The organism is Pseudomonas sp. 5.2 (assembly GCF_059025405.1).
Map to the genome: position 1 here is coordinate 227,610 of NZ_JBYBHH010000002.1, position 23,080 is coordinate 250,689.

Here is a 23,080-nt window from a genome sequence, read left to right on the forward strand (position 1 = left end):
GCGGAGTCTTACATGCGAATTCTGGTCACCGGCGCGAGCGGCTTCATCGGCGGGCGCTTTGCGCGCGTTGCCCTGGAGCAGGGCCTGGACGTGCGGGTCAGCGGCCGACGTGCCGAAGGTGTCGAGCACCTGGTCAAGCGCGGCGCGCAGTTCATCCCCGGCGACCTGGGCGATGCCGAGCTGGCCCGGCGCCTGTGCCAGGGCGTCGAAGCGGTGGTGCACTGCGCAGGCGCGGTGGGCAACTGGGGGCGCTACCAGGATTTTCACCAGGGCAACGTGGTGGTCACCGAAAACGTGGTCGAGGGTTGCCTGAAGGAGCATGTGCGACGCCTGGTGCATCTGTCGTCGCCGTCGATCTACTTCAATGGCCGTTCGCGCCTGGACATCCGTGAGGACCAGGTGCCGCGCCGCTTCCACGATCACTATGCGCTGACCAAGCACCTGGCCGAGCAGAAGGTGTTTGGTGCCCAGGAGTTCGGCCTGGAAGTGCTAGCGCTGCGCCCGCGCTTCGTCACTGGGGCTGGGGATGCCAGTATTTTCCCGCGGCTGATGCAGATGCAACGCAAGGGCCGCGTGGCGATCATCGGCAACGGCCTGAACAAGGTCGACTTCACCAGCGTGCACAACCTCAACGAGGCGTTGCTCAGTGCCCTGTTCGCCGACGACCGCGCCCTGGGCCAAGCCTACAACATCAGCAATGGCCACCCGTTGCCACTGTGGGATGTGGTCAACTACGTGATGCGCCAGATGCAATTGCCGCAAGTCACCCGGTACCGCTCCTACGGCCTGGCCTACAGCCTGGCGGCGCTCAACGAAGCGGCGTGCATGCTCTGGCCGGGGCGGCCGCAGCCCACCTTGTCGCGCATGGGCATGCAGGTGATGAGCCGCGATTTCACCCTGGACATCAGCCGCGCACGGCAGTACCTGGACTACCAGCCCAAGGTCAGCCTGTGGACGGCCCTGGATGAATTCTGCGGTTGGTGGAAGCATCAGCCACTTGGCCAGTGAACCTGGCGCAGGGATGATGGTCATCAGTGCGCCGCACGAGCGGCTTATACTCATGTCTCTTTGCTACTACCGCGGTTGAATTAATCCATGCGCAACGATGCCCACGACGATTTCGATGATGTGCCAGCCCTGCGTGCCGGTACCCCTGATGATGACGAGCTGTTGCCAGCGCACGTTTCGCGCAGCCGCCAGAAGGCCGCAAGGCCGGCCAGCACAGGCCCGCTGTGGGCGCTGCTGGTGGCCTCGTTCATTGCCTTGGCCGGGCTTGGCTGGTGGAGCTTTCAGCAGATCTCGCTGATGGAGCAGCAACTGGTGGCCACCCAGGAAAGCTTTGCGCGCATCAGCGAAGAAGCGGCGGGGCGCCTGCAGGCCATCAGCGGCAAGGTCGATGCCAGCGAGTCGACGACCAGCACGGGCAGTGAGGCGCTGAAGCTGCAGATCCGCCAACTGCAGGCCAGCCTGGCCGAGCAGGGCAAGCAGCAGCAGGGTGTAGCGGGGCAGGCCGGTGACCTGGGCAAGCGCCTGGAGCAGGTGCTGGCCGATACCCGCGAACAGCAGAAAGCCGTGACCGAACTGCAGACCCAGTTGCAGGCGCAATTGAAGGCCGTGAATGGCGAGCTGGCGGCGCTGAAGTCAGGCCAGGTCGATGGCGGCAAGCTCGACGGGCAGCTCAAGAACCTGAGCGACGAAGTGGCAGCGCTGAAAAAGCAGGGTAACCCGAGCGCGGCGATCCAGAGCCTGGAGCAGGACATGCTGGTGTTGAAGAGCCAGGTCGACAATCGCCCGGCGGCGGCGCCGGGCGGTGCCTCGGTGCAGGAGTTCGATGCGTTCCGCGGGCAGACCACCCGCAGCATCAACACGCTGCAGAGCCAGATCCAGAACCTGCAGCAGCAGATCAAAGCGCGCCCCTGAAGACCCCGCATGCCCTGTAGGCGCAGCCTTGTGCTGCGAAGAGGCCAGTGTAGGCATAACCGTTACGTGCAAGCCTGCACCGGCCTCTTTAAGCACAAGGCCGCGCCTACCCGATCACATCCGTGGGTAGTCGATATACCCCACCGGCCCCTTGCTATAGAAGGTTTCCGGGTGTGCCTGGTTCAAGGGCGCATCCGCCGCCAGGCGCGCTGGCAGGTCCGGGTTGGCAATGAACGGCACACCGAACGCCACGGCATCCGCCTTGCCAGTGGCTAGCGCGGCATTGGCAGTGGCCTTGGTGAAGCGCTCGTTGACGATGTACGGGCCACCAAAGGCCTCTTTGATCAGCGTGCCGATGCTGTCGTCGGCTTCCTTCTCCCGCGAGCAGATGAAGGCGATGCCGCGCTTGCCCAGTTCGCGTGCCACGTAGGTGAAGGTTTCGGCACGGTCAGCGTCGCCCATGTCGTGTGAATCGGCACGCGGCGCCAGGTGCACGCCTACGCGGTTGGCCCCCCACACTTCAATGGCGGCGTCAGTGACTTCCAGCAGCAAGCGTGCGCGGTTTTCCAGCGAGCCACCGTAACGGTCGGTGCGCTGGTTGGTGCTGCTTTGCAGGAACTGGTCGAGCAGGTAGCCATTGGCACCGTGGATTTCCACACCATCGAAACCTGCGGCCTTGGCGTTTTCGGCGCCGCTGCGGTAGGCCTCGACGATGTCGACGATCTCTTCGGTTTCCAGCGCCCGCGGGGTCGGGTAGTCGCTGAGCGGGCGCACCAGGCTGACGTGGCCCTTGGGCTGGATCGCGCTGGGGGCCACCGGCAGTTCGCCGTTCAGGTAGCTGGGGTGGGAAATGCGGCCCACATGCCACAGTTGCAGGAAGATGCGCCCGCCGGCGCCATGCACGGCCTTGGTGACATTGTTCCAGCCACGCACCTGTTCGTCGTTCCAGATGCCTGGGGTGTCTGGGTAGCCGACCCCCATCGCCGTGACCGACGTCGCCTCGCTGAGGATCAGCCCGGCGCTGGCGCGTTGCACGTAGTACTCGGCCATCAGTGCGTTGGGCACCCGGCCTTCATCGGCGCGGCAGCGGGTCAGCGGGGCCATGATGATGCGGTTGGGCAGTTGCAGGTCGCCCAGCGTGATCGGGTCGAAGAGCGTAGTCATGCGGTTTCCTTTTCAGAGCGCTTGGCTCAACTGTTCGAGGAAGGCCTGAATGGTCTCCTCATTGCGTTTGAAGAAGTGCCATTGGCCGATCTTCTGGCTGCTGATTAGGCCGGCGCGCTGCAAGATGGCCAGGTGAGCAGAAACGGTCGACTGCGACAGGCCGCAGCGTTGGTCGATCTGCCCGGCACAGACACCGTGTTCGGTGCTGTGGTGCTGGTCAGGAAACTGCGTTGCCGGGTCCTTCAGCCAGTCGAGGATTTCTCGCCGGACCGGGTGGGCCAGGGCTTTTATTATGTCGTCTAGATCGAGGGGCATGGGGTGTGGCTCATGGTGAAGCGGTCGATTGCGATAGGGGACTGTAAATCGGTATTTCGCGATATACAAATATGAAGAGGTTCTGAGCTGAGCACCAATCGCTATATCGCGTTATGACGATATAGGCGTTGGCGGTGCTAGACTGACGCCATGAACTACCTCGCACACTTGCACCTCGGCGGCCCCGCGCCGCAGCAACTGCTCGGCAGCCTGTATGGCGATTTCGTCAAGGGCTCGCTGGAAGGGCGCTTTCCTCCGGCGCTGGAAGCCGCTATCCGGCTGCACCGGCATATCGACAGCTACACCGACCGTCATCCGCTGGTGCTGGCCGCGCTGGCGCGGTTCCCTGTGCAGCGGCGGCGGTTTGCCGGCATTGTCCTGGATGTGTTTTTCGATCATTGCCTGGCACGGCATTGGGCTGACTATGCCCAGCAGCCGTTGGCGCAGTTCACCGGTGATTTCTATCGGGTGCTGCTGGCGGAGCCTGAGTTGCCCGGGCGCCTGGCGCGCATTGCACCGTTCATGGCGGCCGATGACTGGCTGGGGGCGTATGGCGATTTTGCGACCCTGGAGCAGGTGTTCAACGGCATTGCGCGGCGGTTGTCGCGGCCGGAGGGGATGGCTGGCGTGATGCCTGAGTTGGAGCGGTTGTATGAGCCGCTGATGGCGGACTTTCGCGAGTTTTATCCGCAGTTGCAGGCGTTTGCGGCGGCCGAGCGGGTGTCTGGTTAATCTTGTGCTGCCTGCTCTGGCCTCTTCGCGGGCAAGTCGGACCGCCGCACCGCCGCTCCCACAGGTACCGCACAGATTTTGAGCACTGTGCAGTACCTGTGGGAGCGGGCTTGCCCGCGAAGAGGCCAGAGCAGGCAGAACCAAAGCTCAGGCAGCGCGAGCCTGCCGCCGTGGCACCACTGTTGCCTCTTCAACCCCAAACAGCGCCCCATGAATGGCCTGTTGCGCCTGCAATGCCAGCACCGCACGCTCCTTGCCAACACTGGCAATCGGCTGCAACAGATGAATGCGCACCTCGCCACGCGGCTGGGCAAACAGCCGCATCAGGTGCGACACCAAATCATCATCGCCAATGAATGGCGCAATCGGGTCAGCCTCGCCATTGCGCAGATATTGGATGGCCACCGGCTGCACCGGCACCGCCTGGTCGATGGCACCTGCCAGCAAACGACCGTGGAACGTGCGCACGTGGCGCCCATCGGTGGTGGTGCCTTCGGGGAAGATCAACAGCGGCCGGGCGTCGCTCAGTTGCGCGCTGATCTGCTCCCGCAGCCGTTGGCTGTCGCCACCGCCGCGCCGGATGAACAGCGTGCCGGCCTTTTCTGCCAGCCACCCGGCCACAGGCCAGTGGCGCACCTCGGCTTTGGACAGGAACGACAGCGGAAGCAGCATGCCGAGCAGCGGGATGTCGGCCCAGGAGACGTGGTTGCTGACCCACAGCATCGGCTGTTTGGGCAGTTCGCCTAACACCCTGACCTCAAAGGGCAAGGCTGCGACCAGGCGTTTCATGAACCAGCAGCTCCAGCGTTGCCGGCGCTCGATCGAAGCCGTCAAGCCTACGCGTTCGCCAAGGGCGATCACGCTGGCCATCAGCAGACCGAGCAGCAGCACCAGCATCAGCCGTGTCAGGCGGGCGAGTACCCGCAGCTTCGGCATCAGACCGCCGCCTTGAAGTGGCGGGCGTAGCGTGGGCAGAGGTCGTCGCGCTTGAGCAGGATGAACACGTCGGCGACCTGGAAGTCCTCATCCCAGCAGGGTTCGCCGCAAATCTTCGCACCCAGGCGCATGTAGGCCTTGAGCAGCGGTGGCATTTCGGCGATGACATTGTTTGGCAGGGCCAGCTTCGGCAGCGGGTTTTTAGGCTCGGCGCGCAGGTGCTCGTTGCACAGGTAGCGTTCGCGCAGGCGCTGCATGACCGCATGGGCCTGCACGCCACCGTCCTGCATGGGGATGCTGGCGCACCCCATCAGGTAGCTGTAGCGCCCTTCGTTGAGCACTTCGGCCAACTCGCCCCAGAGCACGGCGATGGTGCCGCCGTTGCGGTATTCGGCGGCCACGCAGGTGCGGCCCAGTTCAAGAATCGGCCCTTGCAACTGCAACAGGCCGTGCAGGCTGAACTCTTCTTCGCTGTAGAAACGGCCAAGGCTGCTGGCAGCCTGGTGGTCGAGCAGCCGGGTGGTGGCGACCAGTTCGCCGGTGCTCAGGTCGCGCACGCCGATGTGGCGGCAGTGCGGGTCATAGTCATCCATGTCCAGACCGTGTTCGGCACCCTTGAGCTTGGCCTTGAATTCTGCGCTGAACACTTTGTAGCGCAAGGCCTGGGCTTCCTGCAGGGCCGTGGCGCCGACCAGGCGTTCGGCTTGCAGACGGCGTTCAGTGCTGTTGTCGCCGGTGTGAGCGATCCGAGTCATTACGAGTCTCCATAAACCAGCCATGAAGGGTTGCGGCCGGTCGGCTTTGTTGTGCAAAGTCAGCCTAGGTAGACGGGGTGTCACCCCTGTGAATCTTTGGTGATGCTTGCGTGACACCCGCCCTCAACCCCCCGCAAGGAGCTGCGTCCGATGGCCTGGCTACAACGACTCAACGACCCGCTGCGCCAACCTGTGGCCGGCACCCTGGGCGAAACCTACGCCGCGCTGCTCGAGCGCCTTGGCCAGGTTGCCCCGTTCGAACTGGCGGTGCTTGGCGGGCGCGCGATGGCCACGCCGGGCCTGGCCTTTCTCGTCGGCTACCAGGCCGCCTTGCGCGTGCTCTGGCCCAGCGCGCCGGCCAGCCTCGGCGCCCTGTGCGCCACCGAGCGGCGCAGCGTGCGACCGGCGGACATGCGCACGCGTGTCGACGGGTTGCGCCTGACCGGCAGCAAGGATTTCGTCACCGCCGGGCTTGAGGCGGAATGGTTGCTGGTGGCGGCGCGCAGTGAAGCGGCAGGCGAGGCACCACGCTTGAACCTGGCGGTGGTGTACCCGGGCGAACCGGGGGTGACGTTGGAGGCGTTGCCGACCTTGCCGCTGATGCCCGAAGTCGGCCATGGCCGGTTGCACCTGGAGCAGGCGGCGTGCGAATTGCTGGCCGGAGATGGTTGGGATGCCTACGTCAAACCGTTCCGTTCGCTCGAAGACTTGTACGTACTTACCGGTTTGACGGCTTGGCTGTATGGCGTCGGCCAGGAGTGTGCGTGGCCGCAGGCGTTGCGCTTGCGCCTGCTCAGTGTGTTGGCCGGGTGTGCGGAAGGCAGCCGTCAGTGTGCGGACAGTGTGGGTTGCCATTTGTTGCTGGCGGGGTTGTTTGCGCAGTTTCAGGCGCTGCGCGCTGATATTGATGAGGCGTTGCTGGCTGGGCCCAAGCAGTGGGCGCAATTGTGGCAGCGTGATCAAGGGGTGATGGCGCTGGCTGCAGCAGCGCGGGAGAAGCGCCTGGCCAAGGCCTGGGCGGCTGCAGGATTGTCATGAAAGGCCGGCAGACTTGGGTGAACATTTGAATCTTGGGGCTGCAACGCAGCCCCATATTATGTGAGCTCAAGATGGAAAAGGTTCTGCTGGCCCTGCTGTGGCTTGTCATGTCCTCGGCCCGCGCCGAACACTGGCCAGCCCCCGACTGGCAAACCGACACTGCCCCACTCGACTGGCAAGCCGTTGACGCCTACGCCTTCCCCGCTGACCGCAGCATCCACACCAACGCCCTGCTGATCATCCGCGACGGCCGCATTCTCTATGAACGCTACACCCACCCCACAACCGCCCATACCGCGCACCTCACCTGGTCCGTGAGCAAGAGCGTGCTGGCCACGGTGTTGGGTGTTGCCCAAGGCGAAGGCCGCTTCCAACTGCGGGACCCGGTCGCCCGCTTCTATCCACCCATGCAAACCCACCCGGACGTGCGCCTGGCCGACCTGCTGCACTGGGCCAGCGGCCTGGGCTGGCAGGAAGACTACGAGTACGCCCCGTTAAACTCCTCCGTGGTGGCCATGCTCTACACCCGCGGCCATGGGGACATGGCGGCCTACACAGCGGCGCGGCCAGCGGCCCGCACACCAGGGCAGCATTTTCTGTATTCCAGCGGTGACAGCAACCTGCTGGCTGCAGCCTTACGCGGCATGCTCGATGCCGGGCAGTACCCCGACTACCCCTGGCAGGCGCTGTTTACGCCGCTGGGCATTCACAGCGCGGTGTGGGAGCGCGATGCTGCTGGTACCTATGTCGGCTCTTCGTACCTCTACCTCACTGCCCGGGACCTGGCGCGCATTGGCCTGCTGATGCAGCGCGAGGGGCGCTGGGGTGATCGGCAGCTGCTGCCCGCAACCTGGGTGGCCTTCAATCGCACACCCTTTGCACAGGCCGAGCCAGTCCCGGGCGAAGCCAACCCGGGTGGGCACTGGTGGCTCAACGATGCGCAGGCCTGGCCGGATGCCCCCGCGGACACCTACGCCGCGCTGGGCCATTGGGGCCAGGCGCTGTACGTGTTGCCTAGGCAAAAACTGGTGATTGTCCGCTATGCCGATGACCGCGACGGCACGTACCAGCATGACCAACTGCTCAAGCGTGTGTTGGCGGCGCTGGCCGGGGAGGGCGCATGAGGCGGGCGCTGCGGGTGCTTGTGGCGCTGCTTGCCGTGTCGCTGGGCTGGAGCGCGTGGCAGGCGCGCCAGGCGCTGGCGGATTTCCCGGGCATTCTCTCGGCTTATTCGGCCAAGGAGTATTGCTCGTGCCGCTTCGTCATGGGGTTCGACCCGGCCTACTGCCGCGCCTACGTGAAACAGTGGCTGCCACTGAGCCTGCTTGAAGAAAGCAGCGAGCAACGGCGCGTTACCGCCGAAGGCCTGGGCCGGCGTAACCAGGCCGTATGGCAGGGCGCGCGCGAGGGCTGCCGCTTGCTGCCATGATGGCGGGCGGGTAAGGTTGCGGTCTTGTTTCACGAGATCTGTCATGTTCAAGTTGCCCCGTCTCCTGCCCGCATTATTGCTGGCCCTATGCCTTCCTGCCCACGCCAACTGGCACCTCGATGGCGAGTCATCACGCCTGTCGTTCATTACCGGCAAAAACGGTGATACGGCCGAAGTTCATCGCTTTCTGGTGCTGCATGGCACGGTAGACCGCAAGGGTGCGGCTGGCCTGCGTATCGAAATGGATTCGGTCAGCAGTGGTATCCCGCTGCGCGACGAGCGCATGCGTGACGGCCTGTTCGAGGTCGAGCAGTTCGCCGAGGCCACGGTGAAGGCACAGCTGGACCTGCGGCCGATCAACGACCTGGCCAACGGTGCGCAGATCGAGCTGCGCCTGCCACTGACGGTAACGCTGCATGGCCAGTCCCACAGCTACAATGCCTTGCTGCTGGCCACACGGCTGGACGAGCGGCGCTTTCAGGTGGTGACCCTGGAGCCCTTGGTACTGCGCGCCGAGGATTTTGGCCTGGTGCCGGGGCTGGAGAGCTTGCGCAAGTTCGCTGGGCTCAAGTCCATCAACCCATCGGTACCGGTTAATGCGGTGCTGATCTTTACCGCCCGCTGACATGCCGGGGCCGGTCTTCCCCTGGCGGGATGGCAACCAGTTCGAACTGCTGATCGACGGCCCCGAGTTCTTTCCACGCATGCTCCAGGCGATCACGCGTGCCGAGTTCCAGGTCGACCTCGAACTGTATCTGGTCGAAGCGGGCGCGTGCGCCGATGCGGTGGTCGACGCGCTGGCACAAGCTGCCCGGCGCGGTGTGCGGGTGCGCTGCCTGTTCGATGACTATGGCTCGCTGGCCTTCAACAGCGCCTTGCGCCAGCGGCTGCTTGAGGCCGGCGTGTACCTGCGCTGGTACAACCGCCTGCGCTGGAAGCGTGGCCTGCGTAACCTCTACCGCGATCACCGCAAGCTGCTGCTGGTGGACGAGCGCTGGGCGGCGGTGGGCGGCACGGGTGTCACCGATGAATTCTGGACGCCGGGCACCGCTACCAGCGAATGGCATGAGGTGATGGTGCAAATAGAAGGCCCTGTGGTCACCGACTGGCAACTGCTGTTCGACCGCCAATGGCACGCCAACAACCGCCGCACCGCCTGGCGGCCGGCTGAAGGCTTTGGCCTGCCACGCCTGCCCAAGGTGCCAGCACAAGGGCAGGGCATGGGCCGGGTAGCCTATGCCGACGCCCGTCAGCATCAGGACATCCTGCATGCGCTGGTGCGTGCGCTGAACAGCGGCAAGCAGCGGGTATGGCTGGCCACGCCGTATTTTCTGCCGACCTGGAGCGTGCGCCGCTCGTTGCGCCGCGCAGCCAGCAAGGGCCTGGATGTGCGCTTGTTGCTGACCGGGCCGCGTACCGACCACCCGTCGGTGCGCTATGCCGGGCATCGCTATTACCCACGTCTGTTGCGCGCCGGGGTGAAGATATTCGAGTACCAGCCGTGTTTCCTGCACCTGAAAATGGCCGTGGTGGACGACTGGGTCAGCGTCGGCTCGTGCAACTTTGACCACTGGAACCTGCGCTTCAACCTTGAGGCCAACATCGAGGCCCTTGACCCGCCGCTGACCGCTGCCGTGGTGGCCAGTTTCGAGCGTGATTTCGCCTTGAGCGAAGAAGTCGACCTCGCTCACTGGCATGCCCGGCCACTGTGGCGACGGGTGAAACAGCGGGTGTGGGGGTGGCTCGACCGGCTGGTGGTCAACGTACTCGACCGCCGTGACTAAGAGCGACTATCGTGCAGTGACTGTTCACAGGCAATGGAAGGAGTGGATGTGATGACGGCGAAGAAGATTCTTATGCTGGTGGGTGATTACGTCGAAGATTACGAGGCGATGGTGCCGTTCCAGGCCCTGAGCATGGTAGGCCATACGGTGCATGCCGTGTGCCCCGAGAAGCTCGCGGGCCAGACCGTGCGCACTGCCATCCATGACTTCGAGGGTGAACAGACTTACAGCGAGAAGCCGGGGCATAATTTTGCCCTGAACTACGACTTTGTGCGCGTGCGTGCCGAGAGCTATGACGCCCTGCTGATCCCCGGTGGCCGTGCCCCTGAATACCTGCGCTTGGATGACAAAGTGCTGGACCTGGTCAGGGCGTTCAACGGGGCGGGCAAGCCGATTGCCGCAGTATGCCATGGGGCTCAGTTGCTGGCAGCGGCTGGCGTGTTGGAAGGGCGCGAGTGCAGTGCCTACCCAGCGTGTGCACCGGAGGTGCGCTTGGCGGGCGGCACGTTCATCGATATCGCGGTGGACCAGGCGCACGTGGATGGCAACCTGGTGACTGCGCCGGCGTGGCCTGCGCACCCGGCCTGGCTGGCGGCATTTTTGAAGGTGCTGGGGACTCGCATTTCCTGAACCGACCCATTCGCGGGCAAGCCCGCTCCCACAGGGTACCTGCTGTTCTTCAGTTCATTAGAACACCTGTGGGAGCGGGCTTGCCCGCGAAAGGGCCAGTACAGGAAGCACAACTCGAACAGTTTTAACCAACCTGCTCAACCCAGTCATTGAGGTTGTAGTAGTTGGTCACTCGGGCAATCTTGCCGCAGTGAATATAGAAAAACGCCCCCGCTGACAGCACATACGTCTGCCCATTGGCCGCGGGCAGCCCTTCGTCATCGGCGAGGTATTCGCCATGCACCGTGAACTCCGCCGCTGCCCGGCTGCCGTCGGCATTCTGCATCACCACGATATCGGCCAGGCGCTCGCGGTAGCAGCGGTTCATCTTGTCCATGAACGCGGCAAACCTGGCCTTGCCCATCTGCCGCTCGCCCTGGTTGATGTCGTGGATCACGTCTTCGCTGAGCAGGGCGAGAAAGCCTGGCATGTCACCGGCATTGAAGGCTGCGTAGTATGCATTTACCAGTTCGGTAGCGGTCATGGAACAATACCTGTCGTGTAGGGAAAAGGCGGAGCGTGGGTTCGGATGATAGGGTTTCCCCTCAAGCCCGGCTTAGCCGAGCGCGTCATCCACATCGACAAAACGACCGCCAAGCATGGAAATACGCCTGTTGCACGGCGCCGCTATCGCGCCTTACATCGATGACCTCGCTCGCCTGCGCCTGACCGTGTTCCGCGAGTTTCCCTACCTTTACGACGGCACGCCGGAGTATGAGGCCGACTACCTGTCTACTTACGCCCGCTCCGGGCGCAGCCTGGTGGTGCTGGCGCTGGACGCCGGCCGGGTGGTGGGTGCCGCCACCGGCCTGCCGCTGGTGGACGTTGCCGCCGAGTTCCAGCAACCGTTCCTGGCCCAAGGGCGTGACCCTGCCAGCGTGTACTACTTCGGTGAATCGGTCGTGTTGCCGGAGTACCGGGGCCAAGGCCTGGGCGTGCGCTTCTTTATCGAACGCGAGTCCTATGCCCACAAGCTTGCCGAATTCGACTATTGCGCCTTCTGTGCCGTCGAGCGCCCAGGCGTGCACCCCCGGCGGCCGGCCGATTACAAACCCTTGCAAGGGTTTTGGCGCAATCGAGGCTTTTTGCACGACCCCTCTTTGCGCACCACCTATGGCTGGCGCGACCTGGATGAGCAGGAAACGTCCGAAAAGATCATGTCGTTCTGGCTCAAGGAACTGCCGATATGATCCGTCTGGCGGCCTGCCAGTACGCCATCGAGCTGCACAAGACCTGGGATGCTTACGTCGACCACCTGCAGCGCCTGTGCGCCGAAGCCGTGCAAGACGGCGCCCAGTTGCTGCTGTTGCCGGAGTACGCGGGCCTGGTGCTCAGCGGGCTGCTACGCGAGGAGCAGCGGGGTGACCTGAAGGGTTCCATCGCCGGTATCCAGCCGTTGATCGAACCCTGGAAGGCCTTGTGTGAGCGCATCGCCCGGCGCTGGGGTATCTATCTGCAACCTGGCAGCCTGCCGGTGCAGGACGGCGATGGCCGCTTTCGCAACCGCGCCTGGCTGTTTGGCCCCGACGGTGTGCTGGGTTATCAGGACAAACTGATCATGACCCGTTTCGAGCGCGAGCAATGGGACATCGCGCCGGGCGAGGGACTGAAAGTATTCGAGACCAAGCTTGGCAAGCTGGGCATTTTGATCTGCTACGACAACGAGTTCCCGATGCTGGCCCGGCACCTGGCCGAAGCGGGCGCCGACCTGATTCTGGCCCCCAGTTGCACCGACACTGAAGCCGGTTACAACCGGGTGCGTATCGGCGCCCAGGCAAGGGCGCTGGAAAACCAGATTGCCGTGCTGCAGAGCCCGACGGTAGGGCTGGCGCCGTGGTCGCCAGCGCTGGATGAGAACACTGGGCGTGCGGGGTTGTTCGTACCGCCGGATCATGGGATGCCCGCGGATGGCGTGGTGGCGCTGAGTGATCAGCTCAACCCGGCCGGCAGCCAGTGGCTGATGTGTGAGGTGGACCTTGAGGCCGTACGGCGGGTGAGGCAGGAGGGGCAGGTGTTTACCCGGCGCGACTGGCCAGAGCAGTTCGGGCGGATGCTGTAAATGAAAACGTCCGGCGGATGCCGTAATGCTGTTCACTTAAGAATGCCGGGGCCGCTCTGCGGCCCATCGCGGCACAAGGCCGCTCCCACACCGACCGTGTGATGCCCCTATTTACAGGGCATGCGCGAGCATTGTGGGAGCGGCCTTGTGCCGCGATGGGCCGCAAAGCGGCCCTAAGTGAATAGCATTACGGCGGATGCCGGGCGTTTTCGATCAGGCCAGAGGTGAATTACTTCACTTCAACAGCCAGGCTTTCGGCAATCTTGCTCTGCCACAGCGCAGGGCCGGTGATGTGCACCGACTCACCATTGCTGTCCACCGCGACGGTGACTGGCATGTCTTTCACGTCGAACTCGTAGATCGCTTCCATGCCCAGCTCGGCGAAGGCCAGGACCTTCGACTTGCGGATCGCCTGGGCTACCAGGTAAGCGGCGCCGCCAACGGCCATCAGGTACACGGCCTTGTTGTCCTTGATCGCTTCGATGGCAGTCGGGCCACGCTCGGACTTGCCGATCATGCCCAGCAGGCCAGTTTGCTCGAGGATCTGGCGGGTGAACTTGTCCATGCGGGTAGCGGTGGTCGGGCCGGCTGGGCCAACCACTTCGTCACCGACCGGGTCGACTGGGCCGACGTAGTAGATGAAGCGGCCTTTGAGATCCACTGGCAGTTCTTCGCCACGGTTGAGCATCTCGACCATGCGCTTGTGCGCAGCGTCGCGGCCGGTGAGCATCTTGCCGTTGAGCAGGATGGTCTCGCCTGGCTTCCAGCTGGCGACTTCTTCCGGGGTGATGTCGTCAAGGTTGACGCGGCGGGCGCTTGGGCCAGCTTCCCAGACGATTTCTGGGTAGGCGTCCAGCGACGGCGCTTCCAGCTCGGCTGGGCCGGAGCCATCGAGCACAAAGTGCGCGTGACGGGTGGCAGCGCAGTTCGGGATCATGCACACCGGCAGCGAGGCCGCGTGGGTCGGGTAGTCCATGATCTTGACGTCAAGCACAGTGGTCAGGCCGCCCAGGCCCTGGGCACCGATGCCCAGCTGGTTGACCTTCTCGAACAGCTCCAGGCGGATCTCTTCGATGCGGTTTTGCGGGCCGCGGGCTTTCAGCTCATGGATGTCGATGGACTCCATCAACACTTCTTTGGCCATGACCGCAGCTTTTTCGGCGGTACCGCCGATGCCGATGCCGAGCATGCCAGGTGGGCACCAGCCAGCGCCCATGGTCGGAACGGTCTTCAGCACCCAGTCGACGATCGAGTCGGACGGGTTGAGCATGGCCATCTTCGACTTGTTTTCCGAGCCGCCGCCTTTGGCTGCGACATCGACTTCGACCTTGTCGCCAGGGACGATCGAGTAGTGGATGACGGCCGGGGTGTTGTCCTTGGTGTTCTTGCGGGCACCGGCCGGGTCGGCCAGGATCGAGGCGCGCAGGACGTTCTCAGGCAGGTTGTAGGCGCGACGCACACCTTCGTTGATCATGTCGTCGACGCTCAGGGTGGCGCCGTCCCAGCGCACGTCCATACCGACGCGCACGAACACGGTGACGATACCGGTGTCCTGGCAGATCGGGCGGTGGCCGGTGGCGCACATGCGCGAGTTGATCAGGATCTGGGCGATGGAGTCGCGCGCGGCAGGCGACTCTTCACGCAGGTAGGCCTCGTGCATCGCCTGGATGAAATCGACGGGGTGGTAGTACGAGATGAATTGCAGGGCGTCGGCAACGCTCTGAATCAGGTCGTCTTGCTTGATCACGGTCATGCAGCGCGCTCCTCTTAAAGACGGGAACATTCGTAAAGGCCCTTCGACACTGCACACCTGTGTGTCGAAACGCCTGGCAAGGCGTCGGCAGGTCAGGCCGACGTAAAAAGGCGCGGCAGTATAGCGCGCCTCACCGTGCGAAACACCTGCGTGTGGTCTGGACCATGGTCGGCAGGGTGTCGGGCATCCTTTTTGCTGCCAATCGCGGCTTGCCTTAGAGTGACGATGTGTACCCGGAGAATCATGACCATGCCTGAACTCTGTGTGGGCGAGCGCCGCTGGACGGTGCCCACCGGCAGCAACCTGCTCGATGCCTTGAACGCAGCGGGCTTGAATGTGCCCTACAGCTGCCGCGCAGGCAGTTGCCACGCCTGCCTGGTGCATTGCCTGGACGGGCAACCGGCGGATGCCTTGCCCGAGGCCTTGGCGCTGGACAAGCACGCACAGGGTTGGCGCCTGGCGTGCCAGTGCCGGGTGGTGGATGACCTGCGCGTGGCGGTGTTCGACCCGCTGCTCGAAGGCATGCCCGCGACGGTGTGTGCACTGGACTGGTTTGGCGATGTGTTGCGCTTGCGCCTGCGGCCCGAGCGGGCGCTGCGCTACCAGGCCGGCCAGCATGTGGTGCTGTGGAACGGTGCGGTTGCGCGGCCCTATTCCCTGGCAAGCCTGCCGGGTGAGGATGATTTTCTCGAGTTTCATATCGACTGCCGGCGGCCAGGGGCGTTTTGTGACAGCGCTCGGGGCTTGCGGGTTGGTGATGAGCTGCGCCTGGGCGAGCTCAGGGGCGGGGCGTTGCACTACGACCCGGACTGGCAGGAGCGGCCGCTCTGGATGTTGGCGGCGGGTACCGGGCTTGCGCCATTGTGGGGCATCTTGCGTGAGGCTGTGCGGCAGGGGCATCGCGGCGAGATTCGGGTGCTGCATGTAGCGCGGGACAGTGCCGGGCATTACCTGGCTGAAGCGTTGTACGGCCGTGTAGGTGTGACCGTCGAGCTGGTGCTGGCGGAGCAGATGGAGGAAGCGCTGGCGGGGTTGCGGATGGTGTCACGACAGACGGTGGCACTCGTATGCGGGGCGCCCGCGAGTGTCGAGCGTTTCGCCCGGCGCCTGTTCATTGCTGGGGTGCCGAGAGGCCAAGTGTACGCGGATGCCTTTGTTGAACACGTTTAAACCCTTGAACGATGCACCTTGGTCAATCGCGGGCAGTTCGCGATTGACCAGTTGCCATGTGCCGGTGCTGATTGTCAGGGCGCTGTGAGGCAACGTAGCAGGAAACCTTTGCGGGTCAAGCCTTGCTCCTCTTCCTCATCGTCCTCGCCGGTAACCAATGTGCTGCCGTCTGGCTGCAGTTCGCTGCTTGAGACCATATCCATGCTCTTCCCCAGAGAAAACGACAGCCAGCCATTGTCCTGAAAACCACTGTCCGGTTGGCCGTTGGTCAAGTACCTGCCGACTAATAGATCAGATTGAATCCCGCCGGTGTCGCCTACGGTGATGATGGCCTGGTCGTGGAAGACGGCGACCGTTTTCCAGTAACCGCCGGTGCCCAGTGAGGTAGTGATGAAGCCCGCCAACGGTTGGCCCTGATGATCGAAAGCGGCGATCACACTTTTTTGAGGTACTTCGCCGCCGGCACAGACAATGGCGTTAGACGCGAGTTTGGCAACCGAGAAAAAGTTGGCATGAGAAGTCAGCTCGGCGAAGGCAAAGCCTTCGTTACCGAATGTCGAGTCAGATTCACCGCTACTGTGCAGCCGGATGACACAGGCTAAGTCGCGATCAGCAGTCATGACCGACCCGCCCAGCAGAATGAATTCATCGTCCAGAAGCATCGCGGTCGTGTAAGTAAGGTATCCCCTGGGCGGTGTAAGCTGCTTGTAACCGGTGCCGTTGAAGCTCGTATCCAAAGCGCCGTCGGCGTTGAACCGCATGATCGTGGAGTGGCTATTGTTGAACTGAAATGTGAGGTAAACCTTGTCGTTCGCCGCGAGTGTCTGCACCTGCGGTGGTCCCTCAGCGACTTCAATAACGCGGGGTGTGGATAACAGGTGTTTTTGCTCGTGCACCTCAAGGTCTGTGGGCGTTTTGATCAAAACATGGCCATCCTTGCCGAATGACGTGTCTAGCAATCCGATGCTGCTGAATCGAGCCAGAGCGGGTTGTAGCCCATTATGCATTCCGATCATGAGGATTTTGCCGTCTGAGAGCAGGTGAACGCTGCGGCCAGCGGCGGATAACGGGGGGGCAAACTTGCCTTTGGTCAGCCCGTCTGTCTGACCAAATTGTTTATCGAGTTTGCCTTTGTTATCCACACGGAAAATGACGTAATCGCCGTCCATACCCGTGCCAACGCAAATTCTGCCGTCCCTGTTATCTGGGATTGAAGACGCGATTCGCTGAATCGACCGGTGTGGGCGAGCGACGCCGTAGGTGCCGTAGTCAGGGTCCAGCACGTTCTGTTTGCGGGTTGTGCTCATTGCTTTTCACCTTTCGTGTTGAACAGTGTGAAGCCGTTGCGTCACTCAACGATCGCAGGCTGGGCGCCACGACGAAACTGGCAAAAATGCTAGGTAGCGGACATGAAAAAGCCCCGTGAGGGGACTCACGGGGCTTTTTGACTACGGGCGTGTAAGGCAATCAGACCAGCGGATCACCGACATGCAGGATCTTCATGCCGTTGGTGCCACCGATGGTGTGGTAGCTGTCGCCCTTGGTCAGGATTACCCAGTCACCTTGTTGCACCAAACCACGCTTGAGCAGTTCGTCGACCGCCGCCTGGCTCACCTTGTCGGCCGGCAGCGAAGCCGGGTCGAAGGCGATCGGGTAGACACCGCGGAACATCGAGACGCGAGCCTGGGTAGCGCGGTGCGGCGACAGGGCGAAGATCGGCACGTGCGAACGCAGGCGCGACATGATCAGCGGGGTGTAACCACTCTCGGTGAGGGCGATGATCGCCTTGACGCCCGGGAAGTGGTTGGCGGTGTACATGGCCGCCAGGGCGATGCTTTCGTCGCAACGCTCGAAGGTGGTGTGCAGGCGGTGGCTGGACTTCTGGTTGGTCGGGTGCTTCTCGGCACCCTGGCAGATGCGCGCCATGGCCTGGACGGCTTCGATCGGGTAGGCGCCGGCGGCACTTTCGGCCGACAGCATCACCGCATCGGTGTTGTCCAGCACGGCGTTGGCCACGTCGGACACTTCGGCGCGGGTCGGCATCGGGTTCTGGATCATCGACTCCATCATCTGGGTCGCCACGATCACCGCTTTGTTGTTGCGGCGGGCGTGCTGGATGATCTTCTTCTGGATGCCGATCAGTTCGGCGTCGCCGATTTCAACGCCCAGGTCGCCACGGGCAACCATGACGGCGTCGGAGGCGGCGATCAGCTTGTCGAGGGTTTCGTCGTCGGCAACGGCTTCGGCACGCTCGATCTTGGCCACCAGCCAGGCGCTGCCGCCGGCCTCGTCACGCAGCTTGCGGGCGTATTCCATGTCGCTGGCGTCACGTGGGAACGATACGGCCAGGTAGTCCAGGTCCATTTCCGCGGCCAGCTTGATGTCGGCCTTGTCTTTTTCGGTCAGGGCCGGTGCGGTCAGGCCGCCACCTTTGCGGTTGATGCCTTTGTGGTCCGACAGCGGGCCACCGATGATCACTACGCAGTGCAGTGCATCAGCAGTGGCGGTCTCGACGCGCATGACCACACGGCCGTCGTCGAGCAGCAGTTCGTCACCGACGCCGCAGTCCTTGACCAGGTCGGGATAGTCGATACCGACGATGTCCTGGTTGCCTTCGGTCAGCGGGTGGGCGGTGGAGAAGGTGAACTTGTCACCGATCTTCAGTTCGATGCGCTTGTTGCTGAACTTGGCGATGCGGATCTTCGGACCTTGCAGGTCGCCCAGCAATGCGACGTGGCGGCCGTTCTTGGCCGCGATTTCACGGATCAGGCGAGCGCGCGCCTTGTGCTCGTCCGGCGTGCCGTGGGAGAAGTTCAGACGTGCCACGTCCAGGCCGGCAAGGATCAGTTGTTCGATCACTTCCGGCGAGTTGCTGGCGGGGCCAAGGGTGGCGACGATTTTGGTACGGCGGATGGTCATGCACAGACTCCTATAGTGAAGCGCAGCGAAAGGCTACTCCTGAATCTCGCTGTAGTCATTGTTCCGTTGCACTACCTGCGACCAAGGCAGGGTAGCGTTTGAACGGTCAGGCCATCCTCGCAAAAGGGTGTGAAGATTTATGGGCAAAGGCCGATACACTGGCATCAAAGGAGACCCCTCATGCGAGCCCTGATCGTTTTAGCCTTGGCGGCCAGCGCCGTCGGCTGCACCCGCTGGTCCATGGACCACCACTTGAACAATGCCTACCGTGCCTACGACCGCGGTGATTGCCAGCGGGTGATGCTGGAGCTTTCGCAGGTCGATCGCACCAGCCGCGCGCGACCGTTCGTCCACCCCGAGGTGTCGCTGCTGCGTGGCCAGTGCCTGGAACGCCAGAAACTGTTCGTGGACGCTGCACAGACCTACGAGTACATGATCCATGCCTACCCGGGCAACGAATACGCGTACCGCGCCCAGGCCCGGCTGCAGACCCTCGAGAAGCTTGGCCATTACCGTGGCGCCGAGGCTGCCGTGGCCAACCCGGTGCAGACCACCCCTTGGCGTTAACACCAAGGTGTGATTTATTTCACGGGATTAACCGCGCGCGCTGCGCTAATCTGTAACTCAGTTGTTACAACAACCGCCAGTACCGCGCATTCCTGGCACCGGGTACGGACTGCACTTGTGATCATCTTCAACAAGCGGCATATCGAACGCCATCAGTTGCCCTGCGTTCTCAAGGTCTTCAACCGTTTTACCGATCAGCCGATCGGCCAGCTGGGTAATGCCTCAGAAGACGGGTTGATGCTCATCAGCCAACTGCCGGTGCTGGTCGGGCCGGATTACGAGCTGCAACTGCGTTTGCCGCTGGCCGGTGGCGGGCATCAGTTCATCAACCTCACCGCCAGTTGCCTGTGGTGCCGCGAAGACCAGACGCCCGGCCATTACGACTCCGGCTTCATGTTGCTGCAGGCGCCCCGCGAGTACGACGAGTTCGTTCGCTCTCTGCACGACTATTTCAGTTTCCGCCCCGCCAACGCTTCCGCTAGAGCCGAGTAGGCTAGAATCGGGTCGACCTCGATACAGGACGACCCCGTGAGCTCCAGCATTTTCTGGCACGACTACGAAACCACTGGCATCAACCCGCGCTGCGACCGGCCGCTGCAGGTGGCCGGTGTGCGCACCGACTTCGACCTCAACGAAATCGAAGAACCGATCAGCCTCTATTGCCGCCCTTCGGACGACATCCTGCCGCACCCGGCTGCTTGCCTGGTCACCGGCATCACCCCGCAACAGCTGGAAACCCAAGGGCTGTGCGAAGCCGAATTCATGACCCGGGTGCACGCGCAACTGGCGCGCCCAGGCACCTGTGGCGCCGGCTACAACACCCTGCGCTTTGACGATGAAGTGACGCGCTACAGTCTTTACCGCAACTTTTTCGACCCTTATGCCCGTGAGTGGCAGGGCGGCAACAGCCGCTGGGACCTGATCGACATCGTGCGCACGGCCTACGCCTTGCGCCCTGAAGGCATCGAGTGGCCGCAGCAGGATGGCCGTACCAGCCTACGTCTGGAGCTGCTCAGCAAAGCCAATGGCATCGACCATGGCCACGCCCACGAGGCACTTTCCGACGTGCGGGCCACGATTGCCCTGGCGCGCTTGATCCGGCAGAAGCAGCCGAAATTGTATGAGTGGCTGTTTCAGCTACGCAGTAAACAAAAAGTGATGGAACAGGTCCGTTTGTTGCAGCCGCTGGTACATATTTCGGGGCGTTTTTCGGCGGCCCGTAATTACCTGGGTGTGGTGCTGCCGCTGGCGTGGCACCCGCGCAATCGCAATGCCCTGATTGTCTGCGACCTGCATCAGGAAACCCTACCGTTATTGCGGGAAAGTCCTGAAGTTCTTCGTCAGCGCTTGTATACCCGCCACGAAGAATTGGCCGAGGGCGAATTACCCGTTCCGCTTAAATTGGTGCAGATCAATCGTTGCCCAGTGCTGGCGCCACTCTCGGTATTGCGCCCGGCCGATCAACAACGGTTGGGCATCGACTTGACGTTGTTACAATCGCGTGGCGAACAGCTGGCCAATCAACAAGCACACTGGCAAGACAAGCTGGAACACATCTACGGCAAGGATGATTTCACGCCGAGTGAAGATCCTGAACAACAGTTGTATGACGGTTTTCTGGGCGACCGTGATCGGCGTTTGTGTGAGCAAGTTCGCACGCTGGAACCCGCGCAATTGGGCCAGGGGCACTGGATGTTCGATGACCCGCGCATGCCTGAACTGTTGTTCCGTTATCGGGCTCGGAACTTCCCTGAGACCTTGAACAGTGAAGAGCGTCAGCGTTGGTATAGCTTCTGTCAGCAACGCCTGAGCGACCCGCAGTGGGGCGCGCCGAATACCCTGGGTGATTTCGAGCAGGCGCGGCAGCGTGCCTGGGAAGGCGCCGACGAGGCGGGCCGGCGGGTTCTGGATGCGTGGCAGGAACACGCGCGAAAACTGCAGGCACAATTTGCAATTGCGCAGTGAATGGAAAAACAAAAACGCCGGCATTGAGCCGGCGTTTTTTTGTTGCGCTAAGCAACGTTGAGCGTGCGGACAATCAGTCCAGCAAGGTCGCCCAGCTTTCAACCACGTCACCACCCCACTTGGCTTTCCATTCTTTCAGGGTTTTGTGGTTGCCGCCTTTGGTTTCGATCACTTCACCATTGTGCGGGTTCTTGTATTGCTTGACCTTGCGCGCACGCTTAGTGGCAGTAGGCTTGACCGCGCCGCGAGGCGCTTTGCTCAGTTTCGACTCTGGGTCGAGCAGGGCAATCACATCACGCAGCGACTTGGAGTACTCGCCCATCAGCGTGCGCAGTTTGCCTTCGAACTCCAGCTCTTGCTTCAGCTTGTCGTCTTGCGACAGGTTGGCCAGGCGGGCTTGAAGTTCCTTGATGGCTTCTTCGGTGGCGCGGTACTCGTTAATCAGGGACATGGAGAGTTCCTTTAATGCGTGTTCAGAAATGTGTGGGCCAATAATAGACAGGCGATACTCGCAAGTAAACATACAAATGGGCCATTAACTGTTAATTAAGCTGTGACAACATTTCTCTGCGTGAACAAAAATTTACATTAGCCCTGCGTTTTGTCATGCCGCTGAACAGGGCCACGTCTTGTGTGCCTGGCGGTGTGCACAACGCACGCGGTGCGATCCATACTGCGTTTTTCCTGGCGGGCCGCTAGAATGAGCGCCTTTGCGAAGTTCTGGAGTCTCATTCATGCGCACCTATCGTCTGGTGATCGCCTGCCCCGACCGTGTTGGCATCGTGGCGAAAGTCAGTAATTTCCTGGCCTTGTACAATGGCTGGATCAACGAAGCCAGCCACCACTCCGATGAACAGAGTGGTTGGTTCTTCATGCGTCATGAAATCCGTGCCGAATCCCTGCCATTCGGTATCGAGGCATTCCGCGAGGCGTTCGCGCCCATCGCCGAAGAGTTCTCCATGACCTGGCGTGTGACCGACTCGGCGCAAAAGAAGCGCGTGGTGTTGATGGCCAGCCGCGAGTCCCACTGCCTGGCCGACCTGTTGCACCGCTGGCACACCGATGAGCTGGATTGCGATATCCCCTGCGTTATCTCCAACCACAACGACCTGCGCAGCATGGTCGAGTGGCACGGCATTCCGTTCTTCCATGTACCGGTCGACCCCAAGGACAAGGCGCCAGCCTTCGCCGAAGTGTCGCGCCTGGTCCAGGAACACGCGGCCGACGTGGTAGTGCTGGCTCGCTACATGCAAATCCTGCCGCCGCAGCTGTGCCAGGACTACGCTGAAAAAGTGATCAACATCCACCACAGCTTCCTGCCGTCGTTCGTCGGCGCCAAGCCTTACCATCAAGCGGCCCTGCGCGGCGTGAAGCTGATCGGTGCGACGTGCCACTACGTGACCGAAGAGCTGGATGCCGGCCCGATCATCGAGCAGGACGTGGTACGTGTCAGCCATGCCGACAGTATCGAAGACATGGTCCGCTTCGGCCGTGATGTCGAGAAGATGGTGCTGGCCCGCGGCCTGCGTTATCACCTCGAAGACCGCGTGCTGGTGCACGGCAACAAGACTGTAGTGTTCGACTGATACCGAGCCGGCCTGCTTCGCAGCCCATCGCCGGCAAGCCAGCTCCCACAGGTGCGGCGCTAGCCTTGGAGGCTACACAGTTCGGGTGAGAGCAACTGTCTTGTGGTGCTTGTTTGGCCCCATCGCCGGCAAGCCAGCTCCCACAGGTGCGGCGCTAGCCTTGGAGGCTACACAGTTCGGGTGAGAGCAACTGTCTTGTGGTGCTTGTTTGGCCCCATCGCCGGCAAGCCTGCTCCCACAGGTGTGGCGCTAGCCTTGGAGGCTACACAGTTCGGGTGGGAGCCGGCTTGCCGGCGATGGGGCGCAAAGCGCCCCCTCA

General features: G+C 62.6%; 25 protein-coding genes. 16 read left to right on the forward strand and 9 right to left on the reverse strand.

All coding sequences use genetic code 11. The annotated features are described in order from the left end of the window. Positions 1–12 precede the first annotated feature (12 nt). Both AC5PZ0_RS04715 and AC5PZ0_RS04720 read left to right on the forward strand, forming a co-directional pair. A complete protein-coding gene (locus AC5PZ0_RS04715) occupies positions 13–1,008 on the forward strand; it encodes an NAD-dependent epimerase/dehydratase family protein (protein ID WP_085273625.1) in 996 nt (331 codons plus the stop codon). Between the two features lie 87 nt (positions 1,009–1,095). Then, entirely contained in the window at positions 1,096–1,920 is an 825-nt protein-coding gene (locus AC5PZ0_RS04720; RefSeq protein ID WP_493854454.1) for an ATPase, read from the forward strand. A gap of 114 nt (positions 1,921–2,034) precedes the next feature. Here AC5PZ0_RS04720 and AC5PZ0_RS04725 read toward each other — a convergent pair whose 3' ends face one another. Next, positions 2,035–3,084, reverse strand: coding sequence for an alkene reductase (locus AC5PZ0_RS04725; protein ID WP_099430349.1), 1,050 nt, complete (start codon positions 3,082–3,084; stop codon positions 2,035–2,037). 12 nt (positions 3,085–3,096) lie between these two features. Then, positions 3,097–3,399, reverse strand: coding sequence for an ArsR/SmtB family transcription factor (locus AC5PZ0_RS04730; protein WP_099430348.1), 303 nt, complete (start codon positions 3,397–3,399; stop codon positions 3,097–3,099). 150 nt (positions 3,400–3,549) lie between these two features. On the opposite strand from AC5PZ0_RS04730, the gene AC5PZ0_RS04735 reads away from it, so the two are divergent. Then, positions 3,550–4,131: an acyl carrier protein phosphodiesterase gene (locus AC5PZ0_RS04735; RefSeq protein WP_099430347.1), complete on the forward strand. Its 582-nt coding sequence runs from the start codon at positions 3,550–3,552 to the stop codon at positions 4,129–4,131. A 147-nt stretch (positions 4,132–4,278) separates the two neighbouring features. Here the strand turns inward: AC5PZ0_RS04735 and AC5PZ0_RS04740 are convergent, their stop codons facing one another. After that, positions 4,279–5,067 (reverse strand): lysophospholipid acyltransferase family protein, encoded by a 789-nt coding sequence (locus AC5PZ0_RS04740; RefSeq protein WP_265968456.1) that lies wholly within the window; start codon positions 5,065–5,067, stop codon positions 4,279–4,281. Further along, positions 5,067–5,822 (reverse strand): L-ornithine N(alpha)-acyltransferase, encoded by a 756-nt coding sequence (gene olsB / locus AC5PZ0_RS04745; RefSeq protein ID WP_027594060.1) that lies wholly within the window; start codon positions 5,820–5,822, stop codon positions 5,067–5,069. The genes AC5PZ0_RS04740 and olsB overlap by 1 nt, the downstream gene beginning before the upstream one ends. A 150-nt stretch (positions 5,823–5,972) precedes the next feature. Between olsB and AC5PZ0_RS04750 the strand changes: the two genes are divergently transcribed. From AC5PZ0_RS04750 to AC5PZ0_RS04775, 6 genes are all read left to right on the forward strand, one after another. Further along, the gene (locus AC5PZ0_RS04750) at positions 5,973–6,860 is read left to right on the forward strand and encodes an acyl-CoA dehydrogenase middle domain-containing protein (protein ID WP_099430345.1); all 888 of its coding nucleotides are present in this window, start codon (positions 5,973–5,975) and stop codon (positions 6,858–6,860) included. 71 nt (positions 6,861–6,931) lie between these two features. Next, positions 6,932–7,984, forward strand: a complete 1,053-nt coding sequence (locus tag AC5PZ0_RS04755; RefSeq protein WP_493854455.1) for a serine hydrolase domain-containing protein — start codon at positions 6,932–6,934, stop codon at positions 7,982–7,984. Continuing rightward, positions 7,981–8,289, forward strand: coding sequence for an amidase (locus tag AC5PZ0_RS04760; RefSeq protein WP_099430343.1), 309 nt, complete (start codon positions 7,981–7,983; stop codon positions 8,287–8,289). Before AC5PZ0_RS04755 ends, AC5PZ0_RS04760 begins: the two co-directional genes overlap by 4 nt. A 43-nt stretch (positions 8,290–8,332) precedes the next feature. Continuing rightward, positions 8,333–8,914, forward strand: a complete 582-nt coding sequence (locus tag AC5PZ0_RS04765; protein ID WP_099430342.1) for a YceI family protein — start codon at positions 8,333–8,335, stop codon at positions 8,912–8,914. A 1-nt stretch (position 8,915) separates the two neighbouring features. Further along, complete coding sequence (locus AC5PZ0_RS04770; RefSeq protein WP_085273617.1) at positions 8,916–10,073, forward strand: phospholipase D-like domain-containing protein; 1,158 nt, start codon at positions 8,916–8,918, stop codon at positions 10,071–10,073. A 48-nt stretch (positions 10,074–10,121) separates the two neighbouring features. Next, on the forward strand, positions 10,122–10,703 hold the full coding sequence (locus AC5PZ0_RS04775; protein ID WP_274888808.1) for a DJ-1/PfpI family protein: 582 nt from the start codon (positions 10,122–10,124) through the stop codon (positions 10,701–10,703). A 124-nt stretch (positions 10,704–10,827) separates the two neighbouring features. Here the strand turns inward: AC5PZ0_RS04775 and AC5PZ0_RS04780 are convergent, their stop codons facing one another. Next, a complete protein-coding gene (locus tag AC5PZ0_RS04780) occupies positions 10,828–11,226 on the reverse strand; it encodes a nuclear transport factor 2 family protein (protein ID WP_027594067.1) in 399 nt (132 codons plus the stop codon). Between the two features lie 115 nt (positions 11,227–11,341). Between AC5PZ0_RS04780 and AC5PZ0_RS04785 the strand changes: the two genes are divergently transcribed. Next, positions 11,342–11,932 carry a GNAT family N-acetyltransferase gene (locus AC5PZ0_RS04785; protein ID WP_027594068.1) on the forward strand — a complete coding sequence of 197 codons (591 nt, stop codon included), beginning with the start codon at positions 11,342–11,344 and terminating at the stop codon, positions 11,930–11,932. Continuing rightward, entirely contained in the window at positions 11,929–12,801 is an 873-nt protein-coding gene (locus AC5PZ0_RS04790) for a carbon-nitrogen hydrolase family protein (RefSeq protein WP_493854456.1), read from the forward strand. Before AC5PZ0_RS04785 ends, AC5PZ0_RS04790 begins: the two co-directional genes overlap by 4 nt. Positions 12,802–13,030: 229 nt before the next feature. Here AC5PZ0_RS04790 and AC5PZ0_RS04795 read toward each other — a convergent pair whose 3' ends face one another. Continuing rightward, the gene (locus AC5PZ0_RS04795; protein ID WP_027594070.1) at positions 13,031–14,554 is read right to left on the reverse strand and encodes a fumarate hydratase; all 1,524 of its coding nucleotides are present in this window, start codon (positions 14,552–14,554) and stop codon (positions 13,031–13,033) included. A gap of 249 nt (positions 14,555–14,803) precedes the next feature. Between AC5PZ0_RS04795 and AC5PZ0_RS04800 the strand changes: the two genes are divergently transcribed. After that, entirely contained in the window at positions 14,804–15,724 is a 921-nt protein-coding gene (locus AC5PZ0_RS04800) for an iron-sulfur-binding ferredoxin reductase (protein WP_493854457.1), read from the forward strand. Between the two features lie 74 nt (positions 15,725–15,798). On the opposite strand, the gene AC5PZ0_RS04805 is transcribed toward AC5PZ0_RS04800, so the two are convergent. Both AC5PZ0_RS04805 and pyk read right to left on the reverse strand, forming a co-directional pair. Further along, complete coding sequence (locus tag AC5PZ0_RS04805) at positions 15,799–17,031, reverse strand: delta-60 repeat domain-containing protein (protein WP_493854458.1); 1,233 nt, start codon at positions 17,029–17,031, stop codon at positions 15,799–15,801. Positions 17,032–17,191: 160 nt separating this feature from the next. Further along, positions 17,192–18,643 (reverse strand): pyruvate kinase, encoded by a 1,452-nt coding sequence (pyk, locus tag AC5PZ0_RS04810; RefSeq protein ID WP_027594073.1) that lies wholly within the window; start codon positions 18,641–18,643, stop codon positions 17,192–17,194. 180 nt (positions 18,644–18,823) lie between these two features. On the opposite strand from pyk, the gene AC5PZ0_RS04815 reads away from it, so the two are divergent. The 3 genes from AC5PZ0_RS04815 (at position 18,824) to sbcB (ending at position 21,175) form a co-directional block, all read left to right on the forward strand. Further along, positions 18,824–19,210 (forward strand): tetratricopeptide repeat protein, encoded by a 387-nt coding sequence (locus AC5PZ0_RS04815; RefSeq protein ID WP_099430337.1) that lies wholly within the window; start codon positions 18,824–18,826, stop codon positions 19,208–19,210. A 123-nt stretch (positions 19,211–19,333) separates the two neighbouring features. Next, entirely contained in the window at positions 19,334–19,702 is a 369-nt protein-coding gene (locus AC5PZ0_RS04820) for a PilZ domain-containing protein (protein WP_454244221.1), read from the forward strand. Positions 19,703–19,738: 36 nt separating this feature from the next. After that, positions 19,739–21,175 carry an exodeoxyribonuclease I gene (gene sbcB, locus AC5PZ0_RS04825; RefSeq protein ID WP_493854459.1) on the forward strand — a complete coding sequence of 479 codons (1,437 nt, stop codon included), beginning with the start codon at positions 19,739–19,741 and terminating at the stop codon, positions 21,173–21,175. A 73-nt stretch (positions 21,176–21,248) separates the two neighbouring features. Here the strand turns inward: sbcB and mvaT are convergent, their stop codons facing one another. After that, on the reverse strand, positions 21,249–21,626 hold the full coding sequence (gene mvaT / locus AC5PZ0_RS04830; protein WP_027594077.1) for a histone-like nucleoid-structuring protein MvaT: 378 nt from the start codon (positions 21,624–21,626) through the stop codon (positions 21,249–21,251). 283 nt (positions 21,627–21,909) lie between these two features. On the opposite strand from mvaT, the gene purU reads away from it, so the two are divergent. Then, positions 21,910–22,761, forward strand: a complete 852-nt coding sequence (purU, locus tag AC5PZ0_RS04835) for a formyltetrahydrofolate deformylase (protein ID WP_027594078.1) — start codon at positions 21,910–21,912, stop codon at positions 22,759–22,761. Positions 22,762–23,080: the final 319 nt, after the last annotated feature.

Coding starts and splice junctions, on each gene's coding strand:
- AC5PZ0_RS04715 (WP_085273625.1), top strand. CDS start 13: ATGCGAATTCTGGTCACCGGCGCGAGCGGCTTCATCGGCGGGCGCTTT.
- AC5PZ0_RS04720 (WP_493854454.1), top strand. CDS start 1,096: ATGCGCAACGATGCCCACGACGATTTCGATGATGTGCCAGCCCTGCGT.
- AC5PZ0_RS04725 (WP_099430349.1), bottom strand. CDS start 3,084: ATGACTACGCTCTTCGACCCGATCACGCTGGGCGACCTGCAACTGCCC.
- AC5PZ0_RS04730 (WP_099430348.1), bottom strand. CDS start 3,399: ATGCCCCTCGATCTAGACGACATAATAAAAGCCCTGGCCCACCCGGTC.
- AC5PZ0_RS04735 (WP_099430347.1), top strand. CDS start 3,550: ATGAACTACCTCGCACACTTGCACCTCGGCGGCCCCGCGCCGCAGCAA.
- AC5PZ0_RS04740 (WP_265968456.1), bottom strand. CDS start 5,067: ATGCCGAAGCTGCGGGTACTCGCCCGCCTGACACGGCTGATGCTGGTG.
- olsB (WP_027594060.1), bottom strand. CDS start 5,822: ATGACTCGGATCGCTCACACCGGCGACAACAGCACTGAACGCCGTCTG.
- AC5PZ0_RS04750 (WP_099430345.1), top strand. CDS start 5,973: ATGGCCTGGCTACAACGACTCAACGACCCGCTGCGCCAACCTGTGGCC.
- AC5PZ0_RS04755 (WP_493854455.1), top strand. CDS start 6,932: ATGGAAAAGGTTCTGCTGGCCCTGCTGTGGCTTGTCATGTCCTCGGCC.
- AC5PZ0_RS04760 (WP_099430343.1), top strand. CDS start 7,981: ATGAGGCGGGCGCTGCGGGTGCTTGTGGCGCTGCTTGCCGTGTCGCTG.
- AC5PZ0_RS04765 (WP_099430342.1), top strand. CDS start 8,333: ATGTTCAAGTTGCCCCGTCTCCTGCCCGCATTATTGCTGGCCCTATGC.
- AC5PZ0_RS04770 (WP_085273617.1), top strand. CDS start 8,916: ATGCCGGGGCCGGTCTTCCCCTGGCGGGATGGCAACCAGTTCGAACTG.
- AC5PZ0_RS04780 (WP_027594067.1), bottom strand. CDS start 11,226: ATGACCGCTACCGAACTGGTAAATGCATACTACGCAGCCTTCAATGCC.
- AC5PZ0_RS04785 (WP_027594068.1), top strand. CDS start 11,342: ATGGAAATACGCCTGTTGCACGGCGCCGCTATCGCGCCTTACATCGAT.
- AC5PZ0_RS04790 (WP_493854456.1), top strand. CDS start 11,929: ATGATCCGTCTGGCGGCCTGCCAGTACGCCATCGAGCTGCACAAGACC.
- AC5PZ0_RS04795 (WP_027594070.1), bottom strand. CDS start 14,554: ATGACCGTGATCAAGCAAGACGACCTGATTCAGAGCGTTGCCGACGCC.
- AC5PZ0_RS04800 (WP_493854457.1), top strand. CDS start 14,804: ATGCCTGAACTCTGTGTGGGCGAGCGCCGCTGGACGGTGCCCACCGGC.
- AC5PZ0_RS04805 (WP_493854458.1), bottom strand. CDS start 17,031: ATGAGCACAACCCGCAAACAGAACGTGCTGGACCCTGACTACGGCACC.
- pyk (WP_027594073.1), bottom strand. CDS start 18,643: ATGACCATCCGCCGTACCAAAATCGTCGCCACCCTTGGCCCCGCCAGC.
- AC5PZ0_RS04815 (WP_099430337.1), top strand. CDS start 18,824: ATGCGAGCCCTGATCGTTTTAGCCTTGGCGGCCAGCGCCGTCGGCTGC.
- mvaT (WP_027594077.1), bottom strand. CDS start 21,626: ATGTCCCTGATTAACGAGTACCGCGCCACCGAAGAAGCCATCAAGGAA.
- purU (WP_027594078.1), top strand. CDS start 21,910: ATGCGCACCTATCGTCTGGTGATCGCCTGCCCCGACCGTGTTGGCATC.